The organism is Pseudomonas sp. MWU16-30323 (assembly GCF_020515595.1).
In the GTDB taxonomy this organism is placed as follows: domain Bacteria; phylum Pseudomonadota; class Gammaproteobacteria; order Pseudomonadales; family Pseudomonadaceae; genus Aquipseudomonas; species Aquipseudomonas yamanorum.
This window is the reverse complement of record NZ_JAIWYM010000025.1, coordinates 1-18,432: the sequence shown is the minus strand read 5'-3', so window position 1 is coordinate 18,432 and position 18,432 is coordinate 1. Positions and strand designations below refer to the sequence as shown.

General features: G+C 62.1%; 13 protein-coding genes and 1 pseudogene. 3 read left to right on the top strand and 11 right to left on the bottom strand.

The window, feature by feature from the left end:
• Positions 1-96 precede the first annotated feature (96 nt).
• Positions 97-2,259: an outer membrane assembly lipoprotein YfiO gene (locus LIY45_RS23320; protein ID WP_226477750.1), complete on the top strand. Its 2,163-nt coding sequence runs from the start codon at positions 97-99 to the stop codon at positions 2,257-2,259.
• Positions 2,260-2,262: 3 nt separating this feature from the next.
• Positions 2,263-2,967: pseudogene (locus LIY45_RS23315) on the top strand (DUF3142 domain-containing protein); the annotation flags it as partial.
• Positions 2,968-3,000: 33 nt separating this feature from the next.
• Here the strand turns inward: LIY45_RS23315 and LIY45_RS23310 are convergent.
• The 11 genes from LIY45_RS23310 to LIY45_RS23260 all read right to left on the bottom strand — a co-directional run bounded on the left by LIY45_RS23310 (position 3,001) and on the right by LIY45_RS23260 (position 17,172).
• Positions 3,001-4,443: an efflux transporter outer membrane subunit gene (locus LIY45_RS23310; protein ID WP_226477749.1), complete on the bottom strand. Its 1,443-nt coding sequence runs from the start codon at positions 4,441-4,443 to the stop codon at positions 3,001-3,003.
• Positions 4,440-5,498: an HlyD family secretion protein gene (locus LIY45_RS23305; RefSeq protein WP_177025662.1), complete on the bottom strand. Its 1,059-nt coding sequence runs from the start codon at positions 5,496-5,498 to the stop codon at positions 4,440-4,442. The genes LIY45_RS23310 and LIY45_RS23305 overlap by 4 nt, the downstream gene beginning before the upstream one ends.
• 26 nt (positions 5,499-5,524) lie before the next feature.
• Complete coding sequence (locus LIY45_RS23300; protein ID WP_226477748.1) at positions 5,525-7,060, bottom strand: MFS transporter; 1,536 nt, start codon at positions 7,058-7,060, stop codon at positions 5,525-5,527.
• Between the two features lie 229 nt (positions 7,061-7,289).
• Positions 7,290-8,210, bottom strand: a complete 921-nt coding sequence (locus tag LIY45_RS23295; protein WP_063033667.1) for a LysR family transcriptional regulator — start codon at positions 8,208-8,210, stop codon at positions 7,290-7,292.
• A gap of 216 nt (positions 8,211-8,426) precedes the next feature.
• Complete coding sequence (locus LIY45_RS23290) at positions 8,427-9,275, bottom strand: ABC transporter permease (RefSeq protein WP_017478025.1); 849 nt, start codon at positions 9,273-9,275, stop codon at positions 8,427-8,429.
• 12 nt (positions 9,276-9,287) lie between these two features.
• Positions 9,288-10,139, bottom strand: a complete 852-nt coding sequence (locus tag LIY45_RS23285; protein ID WP_093203148.1) for an ABC transporter ATP-binding protein — start codon at positions 10,137-10,139, stop codon at positions 9,288-9,290.
• Between the two features lies 1 nt (position 10,140).
• Positions 10,141-11,166, bottom strand: coding sequence for an ABC transporter substrate-binding protein (locus LIY45_RS23280; protein WP_226477747.1), 1,026 nt, complete (start codon positions 11,164-11,166; stop codon positions 10,141-10,143).
• A gap of 14 nt (positions 11,167-11,180) precedes the next feature.
• Positions 11,181-12,074 carry a TauD/TfdA family dioxygenase gene (locus tag LIY45_RS23275; protein ID WP_226477746.1) on the bottom strand — a complete coding sequence of 298 codons (894 nt, stop codon included), beginning with the start codon at positions 12,072-12,074 and terminating at the stop codon, positions 11,181-11,183.
• Between the two features lie 186 nt (positions 12,075-12,260).
• Positions 12,261-13,625: an HlyD family type I secretion periplasmic adaptor subunit gene (locus tag LIY45_RS23270; protein ID WP_017478021.1), complete on the bottom strand. Its 1,365-nt coding sequence runs from the start codon at positions 13,623-13,625 to the stop codon at positions 12,261-12,263.
• Complete coding sequence (locus LIY45_RS23265; RefSeq protein WP_226477745.1) at positions 13,615-15,771, bottom strand: type I secretion system permease/ATPase; 2,157 nt, start codon at positions 15,769-15,771, stop codon at positions 13,615-13,617. Before LIY45_RS23265 ends, LIY45_RS23270 begins: the two co-directional genes overlap by 11 nt.
• A 42-nt stretch (positions 15,772-15,813) precedes the next feature.
• Positions 15,814-17,172 (bottom strand): TolC family outer membrane protein, encoded by a 1,359-nt coding sequence (locus tag LIY45_RS23260; protein ID WP_226477744.1) that lies wholly within the window; start codon positions 17,170-17,172, stop codon positions 15,814-15,816.
• 339 nt (positions 17,173-17,511) lie between these two features.
• Between LIY45_RS23260 and LIY45_RS23255 the strand changes: the two genes are divergently transcribed.
• The coding region (locus LIY45_RS23255) for a retention module-containing protein (protein WP_226477743.1) at positions 17,512-18,432 on the top strand (921 nt) is incomplete at its 3' end.

Sequence of the window (18,432 nt, the reverse complement as noted above, 5' to 3'; positions counted from 1 at the left end):
CGGACAAATCTGAATTTTGCGCAGGGTGTCTCCGACGCTTTGGTCGGATCAGGCTATGATTGCTGCCTTCCATGGATTCAGGATCAAGGACACTTCATGCGCATCGGTCTTCTGTCACCCCTGGCACTGGCATTGCTCGCCTCCCTGCCCCTTCAGGCCCACGCCAGCGGCGATGACTCGTGCTACCCGGATTGGCGGGTGTCGCGTAACAGCCTGGACGTGTGCAGCAACCTGCCGTTTTTGAGCCCAGGCAATGACAGCCGGGTCAACCTGCGGCTGCTGCTGGCGGACAAGAACGTCATGCCGCTGGCACCGAATGCCCTGGGCGAGCAGGACTTTTCCGAAGGCTTTGGTCCGGTGCCATTCCCGGTGTATCGGCTCACGCCGGCTGCGGATGAGCCCGACAACAAGCCCGACGACTCGCGCACCGCCGAACTGGATGAACTGCTCAGCCCGCTGGGCATCAAGCGCGATGACTACAAGGCCGCCGGCGAAGCCTTCCTTTCCGGCGAAGGCAGCCGTTGCCGCAGCAACGCCGATGACAGCGCCGCCGCGTTTATCAGCCAGGTGGTGAAGGCCGATGTTCCGCAGGCCGAGCGCCAACTACTGGCCAAACTGCGGTTACAGATGCTCGGCAGCTGTTCCTCGAACGGCATAGCGGCAGGCGATACAGACCCAATCAAATCCGCAGACGGCCAGGCATTGCTCGCCTACCTGAAAGCCGCCGGGGACTTTTACAGCGGGCGCTTCAGCGATGCGCAAAAAGGGTTTGCCGGGCTGACGAGCAGCTCGCTGCCCTGGCTCAAGGAAACAGCGCTGTACATGACCGCCCGCACCGCGCTGAACGACGCCCAGCAAAACGCCTTCGATGAATACGGCACGCCGTCCCTTGAGCATGTGGATAAGTCCGCGCTGCAAAGGGCCGAAAGCGGTTTCGACGATTACCTGAAAACTTATCCACAGGGCGAATACGCCGCCTCCGCCCGTGGCCTGCTGCGCCGGGTGCACTGGCTGGCGCCCAACCCCGACAAACTGGCGGACGACTTCGCCTGGCAACTGACCCAGGCCACCGAGGCCCAGCGCAACGTATCCTTGGATGAACTGGTGCAGGAAGCCGACACCAAATTGCTGACCAGCACCACCGCACCAGTGGGCAATCCGTTGATCCTGGCCCTCAATGACCTGATGTGGATGCGCGCCGGTGACCCGCCGAAGCTCACCCGTGAAGCCCTCGATGGGCAGAAGTCGACATTCGCCCAGGAACCGGCGTTATATGACTACGTGCAGGCGGCGTTTGCCGTGTACGTCGAGCACCAACCCGATCGCGCCTTGAAGTTGTTGCCGCAAGACGTGCCGTCGAATCTGGACTACTTCGCCTTCAGCCAGCAGACCCTGCGCGGCCTGGCATTGGAAGCCAAGGAAGACTGGAAAGCCGCCGAAGCCTTGTGGCTGCAACTGTTGCCGCTGGCCAAGCAACCGCTGCAACGCGACCAGCTGGAGCTGGCATTGGCGATGAACTACGAACGCAGCGGCCAACTGGCGAAGGTGTTCGGCACCGACTCGCCGATCAGCGCCAAACAGGTGCGCTACATCCTGCTGCGCAACGTCGCCGGTCCCGACCTGCTGCGCCAACAGCTTGCCCATGCCGGCGACCCGGTAGAGCGCCAGACCGCGCAATTCACGCTGCTCTATAAAGACCTGCTGCGCGGCCAGTTCGAGACCTTTGCCGAGGACCTGAAGCAACTGCCCGCCCAGGTTCCCGATGACAAGCTGAGCACCAGCCTGGGCTACGTCTACGGCGGCGGCCAGTCGTTGAAACTGTTCCAATGGAAGGGTGACAAGGCCGAATCCGGCTACACCTGCCCGAGCATCGCGCAAATCGCCAGCACCTTGCAGGCCGATCCGAAAAACCCGCAGGGCCTGAACTGCCTGGGTGAATTCGTCCTGCGTAACGGCCTGGACGGCATGCCTCTGGAACAGGCGCGCTCCGCCGGCAGCCTGGGCAGTACCGCCTCGCCCTTCAAGGGTGAAACCTTCTCGCGACTGGAGGGCTACAAGCGGGTAATCGGTAATCCCAAGGCACCGCGAAACGACAAGGCTTACGCACTGTTTCGCGCCATCAACTGCTATGGGCCTTCGGGCTACAACAGCTGCGGTGGCGAAGACGTCGACAAGGCCGTGCGCAAAGGTTGGTTCCGCCAGCTGAAAACCGGGTTTGCCGATACCCAGTGGGGCAAGTCGCTGCAGTATTACTGGTAAGCCATGAAGCGTTTCTGGCTGGCCCTGCTCCTGCTGGCAAGCCCGGCCTTCGGTGCGGTGGACGCCCGCGACCATGATGCATTCTGGCTGTGGAGCGGCGTCGCGCCGCAGCCGGTGCTCAAGCAGGCGAAAACCCTATACATCCTCCAGGGCCAGATCAATTCAACCCGCCGCGCGCCCCAGCGTGGCGTGCAATTCATCGCCCAGGGCATGAGTGTGCCGCGCATCACCCACGGCGAAATCTGGGTGGTGTACCGCGCCCACACCCTGCACTGGCACGAATCGGTCTACAGCCAGATGCTCGGCCAGGTACAACGCTGGCGGGACGCGGGCAATCCGGTGGTTGGCATCCAGATCGACTTCGATGCGCGCACGCAATACCTCGACGAATACGCCGACTTCCTGCGCGACCTGCGCCAGCGACTGCCCAAGGATTTGCGCCTGAGCATCACCGGGCTGATGGACTGGAGCAGCAACGCTGACCCGGCCGCCATCGCCCAACTCAAGGGGGTGATTGATGAAGTGGTGGTGCAGACCTACCAGGGCCGCCACAGCATTCCGGATTACGCGGCGTACCTGCCACGGATGAACCGGCTGGGAGTGCCGTTCAAGATTGGCTTGATTCAGGGTGGGGCGTGGGAAGAGCCGGGGTATTTGAAGGGGAATGAGTGGTTTCGTGGGTATGTGGTGTTTTTGCAGAACCCTTGAATGCCCACAGTCCCTGGACTGTGGGCACTGGTATTAAGGCCCTGCCGTCTGTTCCGGATACACCGACTCCCAGCCCCCGCCCAATGCCTTGTACAACCCGACCATGGCCAGGGAAACCCCGGTGGAGCTTTCCACCCACTGTTCCTGCGTCGCCAGCAACGCACTTTGCACCGTCAGCACGTTGACGAAATCCACCACGCCTTCGACGTATTGATGCTGCGCCGTGGCAAGGGCGATCTGGTTCTGCCGCACGGCTTCGGCGAGGCTGTCGCGCCGCAGTTGGCTGGCGTTGTAGCGAGTCAACTGGTCGTCGATTTCATGCCAGGCCCGCAGCACGGTTTGCTGGTAGGCCAAAGCCGCTTCCTGTTGCTGGGCTTCGCGCAGATCGAGCATGCCTTGCAGCCGGCCACCGTTGAAAATCGGCAAGCTCAGTTGCGGGCCAAAGGCGAATGCACGGGAACTCCACGAACCGAGATCTGCCAGCTGCAACGCCTGGGAGCCCACGCTGCCGGACAGGGTGATGCGCGGGTAGAAGTCGCCCTTGGCCACGCCGATGGAAGCGGTGGCGGCATGCAAGCGCGCTTCGGCCTGGCGGATATCAGGGCGGCGCTCGGCCAGTTGCGACGGCAGTCCGATGGCGACCTGGCGTTGGGTCTGCGGCACGGCGGCGTCCTTGGACAGTTCGGCATACAGGGCTTGTGGCGGCTCGCCCATCAGCAGGCTCAGGGCGTTGATCAACTGGTCCTGGCGTTGCTGCAAGTCCGGCAGGCGCGCCTCAATGGCGGCGACTTGAGCGGCGGCTTCGGCGACGTCCAGGTCTGTGGCAACCCCGTCGGCCAAACGCAGTTGCGACAGCTTGAGGCTGTGGCGGGCGACGTCGAGGTTTTGCTCGGTGACGGCCCGGGTGTTCTGCACGCCGCGCAGTTGGATGTAGTCCTGGGCGGTTTCCGCCAGCACTGACAGCAGCACGGCACGGCGGTCGTTTTCGGCGACTTGCAGGGTAGCGTCGGCGGCTTCGGTTTCGCGTTTTACCCGGCCCCAGAAGTCCAGTTCCCAGGCAGCGGAGAACCCCATGTCCCATTGGTTAAAGGCCGAGCGGCCATTCTTGCCGGAGGGATCGCTCAAGCCATCGGCGCTGTTGCGTTGGCGCAGGTAATCGCCGGTGGCGTTCACGGTCGGGTAGCGCTCGGCAGTGATCACCTGGCGCGCCGCGCGGCTTTGTTGCAGGCGACTGCTGGCGAGTTTCAGGTCAAGGTTGTCGGTCAGGGCACGACGCGTCAGCGCGGTAAGTTGCTGGTCATGGAACACTTCCCACCAACGCTCTTCCAACGGGTCGTTGACCGCATGACTGGCGGCTTGTCGGCCCTGTGGCTCGGTCCATTTGCCCAGCGGGTTTTGCGGGCGCTGGAAATCCGGGCCGACGGTGCAGGCACTCAGGCTGAGCAAGCTCAAGGTCATCCAGGCGAGACGTCTCATTGCTGGGCGACCTCCCGTGGCTGGGCGGCGGCGTGGGTGTCGACGCTGGCTTCCACCGACATGCCGACCCGCAGGCGTTCGGTCAGCGCCTGGCCGGGCTCCAGGATGATTTTCACCGGAATGCGCTGCACCACCTTGGTGAAGTTGCCGGTGGCGTTGTCGGGTTTGACCGAGGCAAACGTCACGCCGGTAGCTGGCGCCAGGCTTTCGAGGTGGCCCTTGAGCACGTCGCCGTCGAGGCTGTCGACCCGCACTTCAACCGCTTGGCCTGCGTGCATGTGGGACAGTTGGGTCTCCTGGAAATTGGCCACCACGTAGGCCTCGGCCAGCGGCACCACAGCGAGAATCTTGCTGCCCGGCGTCACGTAGGCGCCAACTCGCACTGCACGCTCGCCGACCATGCCGTCCACCGGCGCGACGATGCGGGTGTACGACAACTGAAAGCTGGCCATTTCCAGTGCGGCCTGGGCACGTTTCAAACCGCCTTGCGCCGCATCCCGCTGGGCGCTGAGGATTTCCACTTGCTTGCGTTCGGCAGCCAACACCGCCGTGGCATTCGCCAGGCGTGCGGTGGCCTGGTCGATGCGGGTCTTGGCTTGCTGAGCGTTCTGCACCGTACCGGCGCCTACGCCCGCGAGGTGGTTGTAGCGGTTCAGTTCGTGCTCGGCAAACGCCACTTCGGCGCGGTCTGCCGCCACCGTGGCCTGGGCCTGGGCAATCACCGAGCTTTGCCGCTCCAGGGTCGCCGTGGCGTTTTTCAGTTGCGCCTGGGCCACCAACGTATCGGCATCAGCCGCCTGGGCGGCGGCGCGGAAGTCACGGTCATCGATCAGCGCCAGCAACTGGCCGGCCTTGACCCGCTGGTTGTCTTCCACCAGCACTTCCTTGATAAACCCGGCCACGCGTGGCGCCACCAGGGTGTAGTCGGCGGCGACGAAGGCGTCGTTGGTGGTCTGGCGCTTGCTGCCGAACACGCCCGGCGCCAGCAGGTAAACCAGCACACCTACGGCAAACACAGTGATGACGGTTACAGCGATTTTGTCTTTGCGTTTCATAACGATCCCTTTGGCTCAGTGAGCAATCAAGTCGGCGCGCGGGGCGGATAAATCCGCGTCGGCATCCAGAAAATCAGCAGGATCAACACCGCCGCGACACCCGCCATGACGTAGTAGAGATCCGAAGAAGTGAGCACCACGGCCTGCTGGTGCAAGCGATGGGCAAGGCCGGCGGCATCGCTGTCGGCCAGGGGCGAGTTGCCCAGGCTGTCCACCAACATGGTCGAGTGGAAATGCAAACGGTGGGTGGTCAAGGCGTCGATCACGCCGGTAGCGACCACGGCGGCCAGGCCTTTGACGGTGTTGAACCACGCCGAGGCGAACGGCCCGTCCTGGGGCGTGATGCTGCCCGTGGAGAGCATCAACAGCGGCAACACCGCCATCGGTTGCCCGAAGATTTGCAGCAATTGCAGCGCGTAGAAATCATCGCGGATCCACGCCGACGTCAGCTGCGCCCCGCCCACGCAGGACAGGATCAACATGCTCAAGCCGATGCCCAATACCCAACGGCAATCGACCCAGCGCAGGTTGCACAGCGCCGCCACCAACGGCAGCGCGATCAACTGCGGTAACGCCATGATCAGCATCACCGGGGCAGTTTGCAGCGGGCGGTAGCCCTGCACCTGAGCCAGGTAGCTGGACGGAATGATGGTCACCGCCAGCAGCACGATCAGCACGCCGGCGAGCACGATCAGCGCGAACGCCAGGTTACGAATGCCGAGCATCTGCAACTTGAAAAACGGCATCGGGTGCGACCATTCGTTGATCATGAACAACACGAGCAACACCAGGCCGCCAATCAGCAACGAGGTGATCAGCGACGACTCGAACCAGTCCAGGCGATTGCCCTGTAGCAGGCCGATCACCAGCATGCAGATCGCCGGAAACCCCAGCAGCAGGCCGCGCCAGTTGAACGGCTTGAAGCGCTCCAGGCGCAACGGGTCCTGGGGCAAGCCGTAGGCTACGGCGGCCATGGCCAACAGGCACGGCCCGACAATCTGCCAGAACGCCCATTGCCAACCGACGTATTCGGTCCACATGGCCGCCAGCGGTGTACCGAGGCTGGGCCCGAAGGTCGCGGTCAGGGCATAGCCGGCCAGGCCGTATAGCTTGACGTTGGCCGGCAGGAAGCGCAGGGCCACGGTCATCAGCATCGGCGGCAAGGCGCCGCCGGCCAGGCCTTGCACGGTGCGCAAAATCAGCAGGCTTTCGTAATTCGGTGCGAACGGGCACAGCACGCCGAGCACGGTGAACAGGCCGATGGCGCACAGGGTGAAACGGCGCAGGGAGAACGTCACCGAACACCAGGGTGCAAAGGCCATCGCCGAGACGGAAGTAGCGGTGTACGCGGCCACCAGCCAGGTGCCTTCGTCGAAACCGATGTACATCGCACCGCGAATATCGGCGAGGGCGACTTTGGTCACCATTTCGTTGAGGCCGGACACCAGTACCGCGAGCAACACGCCCACCAGGCCGATGATGATGCGCGGGCCGAAAACGGGCGGGGTGATGGCGGTCGGCTTGGCTGCGGCCAGGGGTGCGGGAGCAGCGAGGGACGTCATGAACTACAACTCGGCATAGGAAATACCCGAGCAGTTTAATCAGGCTTAGACATGACAAAAAGTGACTTATAGGAAGCTTATAAGTGCACCAGACGCAACGATCAAAATGTAGGCGATCGCTGTGGGAGCCGGGCTTGCCCGCGATGGCATCACCTCGCTGTTCCTGAAAAATCGGGTCGCCCGCATCGCAGGCAAGCCAGCTCCCACATTGACCGAGCTTACTTGCGACTCACGTGGGTTGCGCTTCCTGCCACGTCGCCTCGCAGCATTCACGCATGGTCTCGCGCAGCCATTTATGGGCCGGGTCCTTGTCGAAACGCGGGTGCCAGGCCTGGGTCAACACCAGGGTCGGCAGGGAGATGGGCAAGGTAAATGCGCGCAACGGCAGCTTCAGGCGGTTGGCGCTGTAGAGCGCTTCCTTGGGCACCGGCAGGATCAGGTCGGAATCCGGCAGCATGAACATCGCGCCGTGAAACCCGGGGGCGATCATGGCCACTCGACGTTCCAGGCCTTGGGCGTTGAGCGCCGTGTCGATCGGCCCACGGGCGATGCCGCGCCGGGAGATGCTGATATGGGAATAGCTGGCGAACCGTGCAGCGGTGATTTCTCCATCGAACAACGGGTGCCCTTCCCGCGCCAGCCCGACGAAGGTGGTGGTGAACAGGTTCTGCACCTTCACTTCCGGGGTGATCGGCATGGTGTTGCCCACCCGCAGGTCGAGCCGGCCTTCCCGCAGGGCTTCGTCATCGGTGTCGCCTTCGGGCACGAAGCGCAGCTCGCACAGCGGCGCCATGCGCTCCATGGTGTCGAACAGCCGACCGCCATACACCCCGACAAAAAAGTCATTGGCCCGCACGCTGAACCGGCGGCGCAGGGTACGCAGGTCCACTTCGTCCGCCGAGCGGAACAGCAGCGCCGCCTGTTCCACCACGTTACGCACCTGGCCTTGTAGCTCCAGGGCCTTGGGCGTCGGCACCAGGCCGCGACCGGCGCGCACCAGGATCGGATCACCCACCGCCTCGCGGATTCGCGTGAGGGTGCGACTCATGGCGGCCGGGCTCAGGTTCATCCGCCGCGCGGCACCCACCACGCTGCCCTCGTCGAGCAAGGCGTCGAGGGCGACCAGCAGGTTCATGTCCGGTAATTGCATGCCAAGCACTCGTGATGGGTTGGGAGTGAACTTGGCGCAATCGTAGCAGACTGTGGCGAGGGAGCTTGCTCCCGCTGGGCTGCGAAGCAGCCCCAAAATTTGCAATCGAGCTTTTTCTGACAGAAAGCGGTGATGTTATTGGGGCCGCTTCGCGGCCCAGCGGGAGCAAGCTCCCTCGCCACAGGGTGGGTGTTTCAGTCAGGGTGGGTGCTTCAGTCAGCGTTGCATGCCCCAGCGCTTCACGGTGACCCGCTCCAGGGTGTCAAACACCAGGTTCTCCACCAGCAGCCCGATCAGGATCACCACTGCCAAGCCGGCAAATACCTTGTCGGTGTACAGCTCGTTGCGGTTCTGGAAGATGTACCAACCCAAGCCGCCCTTGCCGCTGGTGGCGCCGAATACCAGCTCGGCAGCAATCAGTGTGCGCCAGGCAAACGCCCAGCCGATTTTCAGCCCGGCGAGGATCGACGGCAGCGCCGCCGGAATCAGGATGAACAGCACGAAACGCATGCCCTTGAGGCCATAATTGCGACCGGCCATGCGCAGGGTTTCGGAGACACCGAGAAACCCGGAATAGGTGTTGAGCGCCAGCGCCCACAACACTGAATGCACCAGCACAAAGATCAGGCTGTTCTGCCCCAGGCCAAACCACAACAGCGCCAGCGGCAGCAGGGCAATCGCCGGCAATGGGTTGAACATCGAGGTCAGGGTGCTCAGCAGGTCGCGGCCCAATTGGGTCGACACCGCCAGGGTGGTCAGGGCGAACGCCAGCACAATGCCGATCAGGTAACCCTTGATCAGCACCACCAGCGAGATGCTGACCTTGCTCAACAGCTCACCACTGGCCATGCCGTCGTAGAACGCGCTCAGGGTCTGCAGGAAGCTTGGCAGCAGCAGGTCATTGTTTTGATAACGGGCGGCCGCTTCCCAGAGGATCGCGAGCACGATCAGGATCAGGCTTTTTCGCAGCCAGCCTTGTTGCCACAACCGCTGACGCAGCGGCAACTCGCGCTCTACGCGAACACCGGGCAACGGTTCGAGGGTGATTTCATATTCCTGGCGCATGGTGGAAACCCTTCAATAAGCGATGCGGATATCGGCGAAACCCAGCTCGGTTTCCGCCTCGGGCGCTTCATCAAACAACAGCCGATGAATGCGCCGCGCCGAAGCCTGGAACGCCACACCGCCAAGGCTGTGCAGGTCGTATTGATGGCTGTGGATTTCCGCGCGCACCCGCCCCGGGTGCGGCGACAGCAACAGGATGCGGTTGCCCACCACCAGCGCTTCTTCAATGGAGTGGGTGACGAACAACAGCGTGAAGCGCACCTCTTCCCAGAGCAGCAGCAACTCTTCCTGCATCTTGCGTCGGGTCAGGGCGTCGAGGGCGGCGAAGGGTTCGTCCATCAGCAGGATTTTTGGCTGCATGGCCAACGCCCGGGCGATCGCCACGCGGGCCTTCATGCCACCGGACAGGGTGTGCGGGTAGGCATCGGCAAAGGCCGTGAGGCCGACTTTTTCCAGGTAGTACAGCGCTCGCTCTTCGGCCTCGCGACGCTTGAGGGTCTTGGAGGCGAGCAGCGGGAACATGACGTTCTGCTTGACGGTTTTCCACGGCGGCAGTTGGTCGAACTCCTGGAACACCACGATGCGGTCCGGCCCTGGCTGCTCGACTTTTTGCCCAAGCAGACGGATCTCACCCTCACACGGCTTGATAAAGCCGGCGATGGATTTCAGCAGCGTGGATTTGCCGCAGCCCGAAGGCCCCAGCAATACAAAACGGTCCGCCGGGTCGATCTCGAAACTGACTTGGTGAGTGGCCCGCACGACCCGTTCCGGCGTGCGGTATTCAAGGCTGACTTTATCCACCGAAAGCAGTGCTTCGGTGGTGGTCGGGTTGCTGGCCGTGTGGCCTTGCAAGGGCGCGTTCATGTCAGCTCCCTTGCAGCGGCTTGGCGTCCTGGAAGAAGTAATCCTTCCACGATTCGGGTTTGTTTTTGATCGCACCGACGCGGTAGAGGAATTCCGCCAGCGGGTAGGTATTTTTCGGCGTGACGCTGAATTCGAATTGCGGGTTTTCGATGATTTTCAGCAGCTCGGCGCGGTCGATCTTGGCCTTCGTCACGCGGATGTAGGTATCGGCGGCCGCGCCTTTGTCGTTCTGGGCGAATTGGGCCGCTTCGGTCAGCGCCTCGACGAACGCCTTGTAGGTTTTCGGGTTGTCGTTGCGGAATTTCTCGGTGGCGAACAGCACGGTCGGCGAGTTGGGGCCGAGGATGTCGTAGGAGTTGAGCACCACGTGCACGTTCGGGTTGGTCAGGGCCTGTTCCTGGAACGGCGGGTTGGAGAAGTGCCCGGTCAGCTCGGTACCACCGGCGATCAACGCAGCCGTGGCATCCGGGTGCGGGACGGCGACGGTGTACTTGTCGAGGCGATTGAATTCCTTGTCGCCCCACTGCTTGGCCGCGGCGTATTGCAGGAAGCGCGACTGCACGGACACGCCCACTGCGGGTACGGCAATGCGGTCTTTTTCGGTGAAGTCCGCAATGGTCTTGACCTTGGGATTGTTGCTCACCAGGTAGTAAGGGAAGTTGCCCAGGGAGGCGACAGCTTTCACGTTCTGCTTGCCGTGGGTGCGGTCCCAGATGGTCAGCAGCGGGCCGACGCCAGCCCCGGCGATGTCGATGGAGCCGGACAGCAACGCATCGTTGACGGCGGCGCCGCCGGACAGTTGGGTCCAGTCGACCTTGATGTCGATGCCTTCCTGCTTGCCGTATTTCTCGATCAGGTTCTGGTCGCGCACCACGTTGAGCAACAGGTAGACGATGCCGAACTGCTCGGCGATGCGAATCTCGCCTTCGGCCTGGGCGGCCGCAGGTGCAACAAGGCTGCCGGCCAGCAGGCTGAAGCCCAGGCCGACCGTGGCGGCCAGGCGCGCAAATGGGATTTTCTTGGACATGGTCTTGCTCCGGATCAGAAAGGCGCGTCGCCCTGGATGGTGGTGCGGTACAGCTTGCGCCGCAGGTGGCTCGGGCAGCCGGCCGCCAGATGGATCAGCGAGCGGTTGTCCCAGAACACCAGGTCGTGGGGCTGCCACTGATGGCGGTAGATGTTTTCCGGCAGCACGCTGTGGGCGTAGAGCTGGGCCAGCAGGTCACGGCTTTCGTCTTCCGGCAGGCCGACGATGCGGGTGGTGAAGCCCTCACTGACGAACAGCGCCTTGCGGCCGTTTTCCGGATGGGTACGTACGATCGGGTGCACCACTTCCGCCACTTGGGCCAGCTGCTCAGGCGTGAGGGTCGGGCGCCAGTTGCCTTCGAATTTGGTTTCGCTGTAGCGCGCCGTGTAGGAGTGTGCGGCGCTGCGACCTTCGACGGCTTTGCGCAGAGAGTCGGGCAGGTGGTCCCAGGCTTTGTGCATGTCGGCGAACAAGGTGTCGCCACCTTCGGACGGCAGCTCTTGGGCATGGAGCATCGAGCCGAGGCTCGGCAGTTCCTTATAGGAGAGGTCCGAGTGCCAGAACTTGCCGGCGTCCCCCAGGCCGATGGATTGGCCATTTTCGATGATGTTGGAGACGATCAGGATTTCCGGGTGGTTGGCCAGCAGGAATTGTTTGAGCACGTGGATTTGCAGCACACCGAAGCGGCGGCTGAAGGCGATCTGTTGCTCGGGAGTGATGCGTTGGTCGCGGAAGACGACGACGTGATGGTCCAGGTGCGCGCGATGGATGCGGGCGAAGTCCTGGTCGCTGACCGGGCGGGCCAGGTCCAGGCCAATGATCTCGGCGCCGACGCTGCCGGGAAATGGACGGATCTCAAAGGTTTGTGCAGTGTCGTTCGCTGTTGGAACAGTAGAGGTGGCAGACATGAGTTCACTCCCGGGCAGTCAGGAGAGTGACTTTATAGTCATAAGAACGGCATTTTAAATACCGTTAATGAATATCGATATGGCTTTTGTACAGGCCATGGCACTTGGGTGTTTTGGAGGGCCTCATCGCGGGCAAGCCCGGCTCCCACAGGGGGCGGCCGGGCTTGCCAGGGCGTGCAATCGGGATCAGCGCTCGTGCAACGCCTCCGCCCGCGCCCGAAGGATGGGCTTGAGCAGGTAGCTGAGGATGCTTTTCTGGCCGGTGATGATGTCGACCGAAGCCACCATGCCGGGGATGATGATCAGCGGCTTCTCATCGGTGCCCAGGTGGCTGCGGTCGGTGCGCAGGGTGATCATGTAGTAGGTGGTTTTCTTGTCTTCGTCGGTGATGGTGTCGGCACCGATGCGCTCGAGCTTGGCCTTGAGGCCGCCGTAGATGGTGTAGTCATAGGCGGTGAACTTGACCACCGCTTCTTGCCCCGGGTGCAGGAAGGCGATGTCTTGCGGGCGTATCTTGGCTTCCACCAGCAAGGTGTCATCCAGCGGCACGATTTCCACCATGTCGCTGCCTGGCTGGATCACGCCGCCGACGGTGTTCACCAGCAGCTGCTTGACGATGCCGCGCACCGGCGAGGTCACCAGGGTGCGGCTCACCCGATCTTCCAGGGCCTTGCCGGTAGACGCAGCCTTGTTCAGTTCGGTACGGGCTTCGTTGAGTTGCGTCAGGGCCTCACTGCGGAATTTGCCGCGGGTTTCGTCGATCTTGCGCTGCACTTCCTTGATCGCCGATTCGGCACGGGGAATCGCCAGGGTCGTTGCATCGAGTTGGCCACGGGTTTCCATTTCCGCACGCTTGAGCCGCAGCACTTCAACCGGGGAGACCGCGCCCTGGGCCACCAACGGCTCGGACATGTTGATTTCCTGGCGCTGCAACGACAGCTGGTTGCGGTATTGGCCTTGCTTGGAGGAGAACTCGCGCAGTTCCTGTTGGCGCTGCACCAGTTGCTCCTGCAACCCGCCGACTTCGTCCTTGAGCTGCTGACGGCGGCTGTCGTACAACGAGCGCTCACTGGCAGCCTGGCTTGGCGCGGCCTTGAGCACGTCGTCCGGAATATTCAGCGGGCGGTCATCCACCTGCGCGCTCAAGCGTTCGACCCGCAGCAACATCGACAACCGCAGGGCTTCGGTTTCGCCGGCGTTGGACACAAAGCGCGTGTCATCCAGACGAATCAACGGCGCCCCGGCTTCGACGATCTGGCCCTCCTTGACGTACAGTTCTGCGACGATACCGCCTTCAAGGTTTTGGATTTTCTGCAGTTTGGAGGACGGAATCGCCTTGCCGTCGCCACGCGTCACTTCGTCGATACTGGAGAAATACGCCCAGCCCACCAGGAACAGGAAAAACGCGATGATCGCCCAGATGGTCAGGCGGATGACCCGCGGCGCATCTTCGATCAGTGCTTTGTTGACCTCGGGCAGCGGCTGGTCTTGCAGGGATTCGGAGCCTTTGAAGTAGCGGCCAATCGCGTTTTTGAAGGACTTAAGCGACACTGATTTGCCCCTTTTTCAACGCTTCCATGACGGCGGCTTTCGGGCCATCGGCGAGAATCTGACCACGATCGACCACCAACAGACGGTCCACCAGGGACAGCAGCGAGGCGCGGTGCGTGACCAGCACGACCGTCTTGTTTTGCACCACAGCTTGCAGGCGTTGTTTCAAGCGTTCTTCACCGGTGTTGTCCATGGCGCTGGTCGGTTCGTCGAGCAGCAAGATAGGCGGGTTGAGCAGTAAGGCACGGGCCAGCGCGACGTTCTGCCGCTGGCCGCCGGACAGGTTCTGCCCGCGCTCGCCGACTTGCAGTTCGTAACCTTGGGGGTGCAGGCGGGCGAACTCGTGGACACCGGCCAATTCCGCGGCTTGCAGGACCATTTCGTCTTCGACATAGCGGGCACCGGATACCAGGTTGTCCCGCAGGGTGCCGGCCAGCAGTTGGATATCCTGGGGGACGTAGCCGATGTTGTGGCGCAGCTCGCTGACGTCGATCTGGCGAACGTCCACGCCGTCCACCAGCAAGGCGCCGGAGTCGGGTTGGTAGAGGCCGACAATCAATTTGGCCAGTGAGCTTTTACCCGAACCACTGCGCCCGATAATGCCGATCTTTTCCCCGGGCTTGATCACCAGGTTGAGGTCTTTCAGCGCGGCGTTTTGCTGGTCCGGGTAGGTGAAGTTCAGGCCCCGGCATTCGATCGCACCTTGCAGCGTGCGGCGGCTCATCGGACGCTCTTCGAAGTTGCGCTCTTGGGGCAACTCCATCATCTGGTCTACCGATTTCATGGTGACTTTGGCTTGCTGGTAACGGGTCAGCAGGCCAGACAGCGAAGCCAGCGGGCTCAAGGCACGGCCACTGAGCATGTAGCAGGCAATCAGGCCGCCCATGCTCAGGTTGCCGTCGATGATCTGGTAAACACCGAAGCAAATCATCACCACGCCCGCCAATTGCTGAATCAGCAGCGTCATGTTCATCGACAGGCCCGACAGCAACTTCACCCGCAGTTCCAGACGGCTGAGGGTGCCAATGGTTTGTTCCCACTGGTATTGGCGTTCACTTTCGGCGTTATTGACCTTGACCGCGTCCAGCCCGGCGAGGGTTTCGATCAGGCTCGACTGACGCTCGGCGGCCAGGGCCATGGTTCGCTCCATGGTTGCCACCAGGGGCTTTTGCAGGGCGTAACCGATGCCCAGGGCCAGCGGGAACGCCAACACCGGGATCCACACCAGGTGCCCGCCGAGGATAGCGATCACCAGGAAAATCAGCAGGGTGAACGGCAGGTCGATCAGGCTGGTGAGGGTCAGCGACGCGAGGAAATCCCGCAGGCTCTGAAACTCGTGGATATTTTGGGCAAAGCTGCCCACCCGCGCCGGGCGGTATTTCATGGACATCCCGACAATGCGCTCGAACAGCGTCGCCGAGATAATCAGGTCGGTTTTTTTCCCGGCCAGGTCCAGGCACAAACTGCGCAGGCTCTTGAGGATCAGGTCGAACAGGTAGGCGCCACCAATGCCGATCGCCAGCACCCACAAGGTGGCCGTGGCCTGGTTCGGCACCACGCGGTCGTAGACGTTCATCACGAACAGCGGTGCGGCCATGGCGATGATGTTGATCAGGAAACTGGCGGCGATGGCGTCGGTGTAGAGCCAGCGCGAGCGCTTCAAGGTGTCGCGGAACCAGGAGCGGGCACGGGGGATCAGGGTGCCGTGGTTGACGTCGAACTTGTGCTGGGGTTGGGCGAAGAACACTTTGCCGGTGTAATCATCGGCCAGCACGTCGCGCTTGACGACGACTTCACCGCCATCGCTTTCGCTGAGCAAAATGCGAGCTTCGTCCTCGCCATGCCAACCGACCAACACCGTGCTGCGACCGTCCTTGAGCAACAGCAAGGCCGGCAGGGCGATGGTCGGAATCTGTTCCAGCTTGCGTTGCAACAAACGCCCCTGGAGCCCCGCGCGTGCAGCGGCGCGAGGCAGCAGTTCGGCGCTCAGGCGTTGCGCAGGCAACGGCAGGCCGGTGGTGAGCATCGCCGCACTGGCAGGTTTCTGATGCAGTGCACAAAGCGCAAGCAACCCGTCGAGTAACGGGTCGTCATGCAGCGTGCGTGGATCATGACTGAGATGAACTCGACTGACTTCTGATTCCACGCGGGGCACTCTCGACTAACAGATGGGGCTTGGAGGGGTGGCTCAATTCATCCCTGGCAGTTGGACTTTAGGCTTCACGTCGTTTTGCACGACGGAGGCCATTGGCGCGACCACTCCCTGGCTTTTGAGCAATTCGCCCATGGTCGCCTTGATTCGGTATTGAGTAAATAACTGAATGTTTTTGATCTCTTCCAAACGGCGCGAAGCGGTGAACAATTCGTTCTCGCTGTCGAGCAAATCGAGCAGGGTACGTTGGCCCAAACTGAATTGCTGCTGGTAGGAAGTCCGTACTCGGGTGCTGTGATCGACGTATTGCTGGGCGATCGGCACTTGGGCGTTGGCGTTGTTCAGGGCATTCCAGGCCAGGCCCAGCTCTTCGTTCAGCTGGCGCAAGGCGTTATTGCGGATATCCAGGGCCTGGTTGGACAGGGCCGATTTGGATTCCAGGTCCGCTTTGTTGCTGCCGCCGGAGTAAAGGTTGAAGCGCATGCGCAACATGGCTTCCCAGCCATTGCTGTGGGACGGGTCACCGCTGACGTTGTTGTCGGCATTGGTGCCGAGTTCAGCATCAAAACGCGGGTAGAACGTCGATTTGGCGGCTTGGTATTGCTGTTCGGTTGCGACGATGTCGGATTCAGCCGAGCGCAGGACCGGGCTGTTGTCGAGCATCTGGCGACGTGCTTCGTTCAGGTCGGCTGGCAGCATGGCCATGAACGGTGCCGGGCGCTCCAACTGGTCAGGCATCTGGCCCACGGCACTCAGATAGTTAGTCTGGGAGTCGGCCAGGTTGGTCTGCTCGGTGATCAGGTTGTTACGGGCTTGAGCCAGACGGGCTTCAGCCTGGTCCTGGTCAGCACCGTTACCGACGCCGCGCTGGGTGCGCAGTTTGATCTGGTCGTAGATGCGCTCGTGGTTGCGCAGGTTCTCTTCAGCCAGGCGTACGAATTCACGACGGGTCAGCACGTCCAGGTAGACCTGGGCAACGGTCAGGCCGGTGCGCTCGGAGGTGCCGAGCAACGAATAAGCACGGGAGTTGACGGTGGCTTGTTGACGCCCCACTTCGCTGGAGGTGGCAAAACCGTCAAAAATCATTTGCTGCAGACGCAGGCTCGATTCGCCGCGGTTGAGCGTATCCCATTGGTTGTTGCCACGACCGTTGGCGGCACGAGTGGTGGAGTTGTCCACACCTTCACGACCGTAGCCGGCGGCCACATCCACCTTCGGCAGGTAGCCACCTTGGGCGGCGCGCAATTGGTAGTCGGCGGCGATACGACTATTTACGCCGGCTTGAATCTCAGGGTGCACGTCGAGCGCTTGCTGCATGGCCTGTGGCAATGTTTGGGCGTGTACGAAACTCGCGGCGAGGACGAACGGCAGTGCCTTAAACAGGTGCAAACGCATTTCAAAAATTCCCCAGGACTTCTTGTCTCAAATCACAGCAGATCGAGTCGCTGTGTCGGAAAATGGCAACCGTAATGACCGTACGTCGGAAAGTTCAAAATCGGAACTGGTTCACACATGTAGGACGGTTCGCCGCATAAATATCAATGTGACATTAGTGGGGCGATTGTTTAGGATGGCGGCCATAAGGTCAATAGTTTGGCATAAAGTTAATTTCGAAAAAATATAGCCAAATTATTGACTAACCACCTGTCAAAAAGTCCAAGCACCTCCAAACTGACGCTAACTAGTGCTCAGGTCTATGGAAGTTACCCGAACGGATCGCCGGAGAAATCTTCAATGAGCAGTGTTGTTGCCATCGTCAAAAGCATTGTTGGCCAAGTTTTCGTCATTTCTCCAGAAGGAGTCAGACGTGTACTCATTGAAGGCGACCGACTGTTCGCTGGGGACCAGGTAGACACCGGCCTCTCGGGCGCCGTCAGCCTGGAACTGGCCGATGGCCGCACACTGGACCTGGGCCGTGATACCCAGTGGAGCGCCGACACGCCGGACTCCAGCCTCGACCTGGCCCAAGCCACAGCCCAGGCCGCGCCGTCGGTTGCCGAGCTGCAGCAAGCCATCGCTGCCGGCGCCGACCCGACCACCGACCTGGAAGCTACCGCTGCAGGCCCAACCGCGGCTGGCACGGGCGCAGCGGGTGGCGGCCATAGTTTCGTGGTGCTGGATGCGACAGCGGCCAGCGTTGCACCGACCATTGGTTTCCCAACGGCCGGCCTGGGTGTGACCACCTCGGCCCTGACCCAGAACGCGGGCGCACAGGCAAACGACGCGGGCGGCCTGGTGCTGCAAGCCTCCACGCTGACCCTGGGCGCGACCCCGACCATCACCGAAGCGGGCGGCGTGCTGACCTACACCGCCACGGTGACGCAGGCGCCCACCAGCGACCTGAGCATCACCCTGTCCAATGGCGCGGTGATCACCATCCCGGCCGGCCAATTGACGGGCACCGTGAATGTGCCCCTTGCACCCAACGACACCCCGTACATCGATGCAAGCCAGATCAGCGTCACCGTCACCGGCACCACTGGTGGCAACAACCTGGTGCTGACCACCGACCCCGCGCCGGCGGTGACCCAAATCACCGACACCGTCGACACCACCACTGTCACCCTGACAGCCGGTAATACCGTGACCGAAGGCGGTCAGATCACTTACACCGCTACCCTGACCAACCCCGCGCAGACGCCGGTGACGGTCACC

Coding starts and splice junctions, on each gene's coding strand:
- LIY45_RS23320 (WP_226477750.1), top strand. CDS start 97: ATGCGCATCGGTCTTCTGTCACCCCTGGCACTGGCATTGCTCGCCTCC.
- LIY45_RS23310 (WP_226477749.1), bottom strand. CDS start 4,443: ATGAGACGTCTCGCCTGGATGACCTTGAGCTTGCTCAGCCTGAGTGCC.
- LIY45_RS23305 (WP_177025662.1), bottom strand. CDS start 5,498: ATGAAACGCAAAGACAAAATCGCTGTAACCGTCATCACTGTGTTTGCC.
- LIY45_RS23300 (WP_226477748.1), bottom strand. CDS start 7,060: ATGACGTCCCTCGCTGCTCCCGCACCCCTGGCCGCAGCCAAGCCGACC.
- LIY45_RS23295 (WP_063033667.1), bottom strand. CDS start 8,210: ATGCAATTACCGGACATGAACCTGCTGGTCGCCCTCGACGCCTTGCTC.
- LIY45_RS23290 (WP_017478025.1), bottom strand. CDS start 9,275: ATGCGCCAGGAATATGAAATCACCCTCGAACCGTTGCCCGGTGTTCGC.
- LIY45_RS23285 (WP_093203148.1), bottom strand. CDS start 10,139: ATGAACGCGCCCTTGCAAGGCCACACGGCCAGCAACCCGACCACCACC.
- LIY45_RS23280 (WP_226477747.1), bottom strand. CDS start 11,166: ATGTCCAAGAAAATCCCATTTGCGCGCCTGGCCGCCACGGTCGGCCTG.
- LIY45_RS23275 (WP_226477746.1), bottom strand. CDS start 12,074: ATGTCTGCCACCTCTACTGTTCCAACAGCGAACGACACTGCACAAACC.
- LIY45_RS23260 (WP_226477744.1), bottom strand. CDS start 17,172: ATGCGTTTGCACCTGTTTAAGGCACTGCCGTTCGTCCTCGCCGCGAGT.